Consider the following 3,854-nt stretch of genomic DNA (forward strand, 5'->3'; position numbering starts at 1 on the left):
CAGGAAAAACAGGTTATAAATTTATTTTCCCCACAATGAATCGGTTTTCTAAAAGTGGGTATGAAGGTACTTTAGATGCTATCATCAAGAGTTTAAATGGTGTGGTCTTAGGAAAAGCGGAGAATATTACAAAAGAAGCGTTTAGTACATACGTGGAATTTAATTATGCACCGCCACCAATTATTAATGTGGAATTAGTAAAACACGGCACCACAGAATCGTATCGTACTGGACAATCCGTAATTGTTCAATTATCAGTGCAGAACAACAAAACAAGACTTATCGTACTGGATGAAAAAGCCAATACGGATGGAAGTTTCAAAAACGTAGAGGGAACCATTAATTTAGTAGATTATTTTACGTATTAAATTAAAAATATCAGCTAGAGAACTAAATACATAGGATTACATTAATGCTCCACCAAAGAAGAAAAAAAAATAGAATATATGCATAAAAAATCGTTTGCTTTCCAAGTCTGTTATTTGTCACTCGTTCTATTATTTATTTCGTGTTCGCATGATTCCCCTGTTATGGTCTATGAACAAGGCACAAATGAGAATGTGAACCAATGGATGTATCAGCAAATGAAAAGGTATTATTATTGGAACGAAACTATGCCCAATGAAGGGGATTTATCTATTGATCCGAAAGAATATTTTAGCAAATTATTACAACCCACTGATCGTTTTTCGTATACTTTACATCTTTCTAAAGCAGAAACTTTTCCGCAAAGTGTGAGAGGAAATTTCGGTTTTGATGTTGCTTTTATTGAGCATGGAGGGAAGGTATATGGCGTTGTACTCTATGTTCTTGCGGATTCACCAGCAAGTCGCAGTATATTAAAAAGGGGAATGTTAATTACCAGTATGAATGGTACTGCACTTAATCAATCTAACTATGATGGATTGTACCAAGAAATTTCATCAGCAAATCAGTTACACTTGCAACTAGTAGAATATAATGGTACCGATTTTTCTACTCCCATTTCTCTCAGTATTTCCCGTGGGATTACGCTTTTGCAACCGTTATTCAAAAAGGTTATTTCACAAAACAACAATAAGGTAGGCTATCTCGCAATCCCTCATTTTGATGTAGGTTTGGCTCCATCGTTATTGCAAGCCTTCACAGAATTTAAGAATCAATCCATTACACAATTAGTATTGGATTTACGGTATAACGGCGGTGGAGATATTGCCTCAGCTACTGCATTAAGCATTTTAGTAGCCCCTACGATTCAGGCAAATGATCCCTTTATCACTTTTAAAGGCAATAAAAATGGTGGTACTATAAACCAATCCTTTAAACAGGCATTAGAAATGAATGAAACAAAATTAAGTTATGAATCACTTAGAAATTCCCATCCTTCCGTTCAAAAAGTCTATATATTATGTGGAAATCACACAGCATCGGCCTCAGAAATTATAATCAATAACTTAAAACCTTATATGGAGGTGATTTGTATAGGGGAAAAAACAGTTGGAAAAGATGTCGCTGGATTTCCTATCCAAGATGATAGAAATCCCACTGAACAAGGCTGGGTATTGTATCCTTCTATTTATAAATTATTTAATGCCAATAATGAGGGTGGTTATAATGCTGGAATCATTCCCACAATCGAGGTTAGTGAATTACAACAACTTCCAGTTTTGCCACTAGGAGATCCAAATGAAGTATTACTAAAAGAAGCTTTGAGTACGATAACTTCAAGTGGTCGTACAAGTAGAGTACAAACAATTAGAGTATTGAAAAAAACTATAAAATCAGAGCAAGACCCACTATTTCAAATTACTCCTTAAAAATTATGGACTCTTAAATTACAAGTAATAAAAATTAACACCAACAAAACCCAAATTGATTTCTATTAATTACTGTATAAATCAATTTTTATAAAGTTATAAAATTTTACGAGATTAAATACAAAAATGCAAGGACTAGAACGAAGAACACACTATAAAATGGAAAAAGCAATACATCAATATGAAGAATTTTTTCTTGTTACTCAAGAAAGTATTCCTGATGAGATGAATGAGCAAATTCGAAAAGATATAACTGATTTCAAAGCGGCTCACGACCATTATTACCATTTAGTTGATCAATTAGAAATTTGTATCAGAAATTATAAATCCCTCCATAATTCCCTTCAAAAAAGAATGTTTCCATACATTCGAAAAATGAAAGCAGAAATCCGTCAACAAAAATAAATCAAATAAACAACACGGAATTTTTTATATAATTATTTTACATGAAAACTTTTTTTTTGATTCTAGCTGTTCTTTTAGTAATTAGCTTTTTATTGCTGATTTTTAGTTCCACAAAAGGAAATAAGTAAATAATTCGAAAGTCATAAGGAGAATAGAGAAGAGATTTTTTTATTGAACTTAAACTCTGCAATTTTCAAACGATCCTAATATGCCACTTTAAAAATCTTACTTCTCCAATAAATTTAATAAAACCACCAATTTCAAAATAGTTTTTGGATCGCTGATCGTTGTTTCTTCGGATAAAAGGAGTTGAACTTTAGATTGTACCGCAGTAAGGACTTTATTATATTTAGTGCGGATAACTTTTTCACTCACATTAAAATGTGTTGCTGCTTCCTTAACGGAATGTTTGCTTTCCCACACAAACTGAAAAATTTCTCGGTTAGTTTCTGGTAAATTGAGTACTATTTCATCTATGAAAGTCAGTATTTCATTGACTTCTAATTCTTCAAATACATGTGAGTAATTGGCTAAACTTTTTACTCCATCAAAAAGCTGCTCATCGCCAATAACTTTGGCTGCTGCTGATCTCAAATAATCAAACATTCGATAGGAAAAGTAATGTATTAGATACTTTCTTGCTTCCCCATTTTCATCTACTTTAATCGCATAAGGAGTAGACCAAAAAATAATCCAAAAATTTTGAACCACATCGTTGGTTACTTCTTTATTTCCTGTTCGCTTGTTGGCCCAATTGTGCAACAACTTGGCGTAACGATCATAAAAAACTTTAAAAGCAGCTTCATCTTTTTGGCTGTATATCGCTTCTAACAAATCTTTATCAGAAATAGTCATCTCTATTTGTCTTTTAAATGGGCAAAGTTAATACGTCTTACTAAGTACTTTATTTTTTGAATGTTAACAAAATGTTATATAGTATTTTAAAATAATAGTTTTTATAAAAAAATAAAACCGAAATAAGGATAGATAAATCACTGATTAAATGCTATTTATAAATACATGGAAGTTTGTTAATGATTTAGTAACGTATTTGAAGGGAAAAAAAAATGACCTCATTACGATATATAGATAAAGGACATTCATACAATAGTATAAACTGATCAATGGAAAACAAAAAAATCAACAAAGAAGAATGGAGAGCACTTGTTTGGCTTAATGAACTCTTCCGTCGTTATTATGAAAATCAAGCTACCGAAAAGGAAAAACAAATTGTAGAAAACTGGAATCCTGAACAGGACAGTAAACCCGACATTCGATTTTTAACTAAAGATAAAGAAACTGAAATCATCTGGGAGCGAATTGCTGCCGAATTAGGATTTATTTCAACAAAGGCTAGTCGTACAGTATTTCCTTTTGCAACTGTTTGGCGCAAATATGCTGCTGTAGCTATTGTATTTCTAGCATTGGGAACTAGTTTTTATTTGGCGAATACAACAAATACTCCTATTACTACCGAATCCAAAGAAATTGTGATGGATTATTTTCAATCAGGAGCTGGGGAACGTAAAAAAATGAATTTGCCTGATGGCTCTGTTGTCTATTTGAATAGCGATACTAAAATTGCCATCGCCTCCAAAGATTTCAACAAAGAAAAAAGAGAAATCTGGTTGGAAGAAGGAGAAGCTTTTTTTG

Annotated in this window: 4 protein-coding genes and 1 pseudogene; 4 read left to right on the top strand and 1 reads right to left on the bottom strand. The window is 32.4% G+C overall.

The genetic code is table 11. The features are described from left to right. The 3 genes and pseudogenes from WBQ70_RS12810 to WBQ70_RS12820 form a co-directional block, all read left to right on the top strand. Nucleotides 1-368 (top strand): annotated as a pseudogene (locus tag WBQ70_RS12810) (hypothetical protein); the annotation flags it as partial. 78 nt (nucleotides 369-446) lie between these two features. Further along, nucleotides 447-1,796: a S41 family peptidase gene (locus WBQ70_RS12815; protein WP_423914887.1), complete on the top strand. Its 1,350-nt coding sequence runs from the start codon at nucleotides 447-449 to the stop codon at nucleotides 1,794-1,796. Nucleotides 1,797-1,955: 159 nt separating this feature from the next. Further along, nucleotides 1,956-2,201 carry a hypothetical protein gene (locus WBQ70_RS12820; RefSeq protein WP_423914889.1) on the top strand — a complete coding sequence of 82 codons (246 nt, stop codon included), beginning with the start codon at nucleotides 1,956-1,958 and terminating at the stop codon, nucleotides 2,199-2,201. Nucleotides 2,202-2,426: 225 nt separating this feature from the next. Here the strand turns inward: WBQ70_RS12820 and WBQ70_RS12825 are convergent, their stop codons facing one another. Next, nucleotides 2,427-3,056: an RNA polymerase sigma factor gene (locus WBQ70_RS12825; protein ID WP_423914891.1), complete on the bottom strand. Its 630-nt coding sequence runs from the start codon at nucleotides 3,054-3,056 to the stop codon at nucleotides 2,427-2,429. Nucleotides 3,057-3,325: 269 nt separating this feature from the next. Between WBQ70_RS12825 and WBQ70_RS12830 the strand changes: the two genes are divergently transcribed. Beyond that, a partial coding sequence (locus WBQ70_RS12830; RefSeq protein WP_423914893.1) for a FecR domain-containing protein occupies nucleotides 3,326-3,854 on the top strand: 529 nt, incomplete at its 3' end.

This window comes from Flavobacterium sp., from assembly GCF_049590715.1.
Classification (GTDB): Bacteria; Bacteroidota; Bacteroidia; order Flavobacteriales; family Flavobacteriaceae; genus Flavobacterium.

Bases quoted from the DNA above. Each gene is read 5' to 3' on its own strand.
- WBQ70_RS12825 (WP_423914891.1), bottom strand. From the start codon at position 3,056: ATGACTATTTCTGATAAAGATTTGTTAGAAGCGATATACAGCCAAAAA.
- WBQ70_RS12820 (WP_423914889.1), top strand. From the start codon at position 1,956: ATGGAAAAAGCAATACATCAATATGAAGAATTTTTTCTTGTTACTCAA.
- WBQ70_RS12815 (WP_423914887.1), top strand. From the start codon at position 447: ATGCATAAAAAATCGTTTGCTTTCCAAGTCTGTTATTTGTCACTCGTT.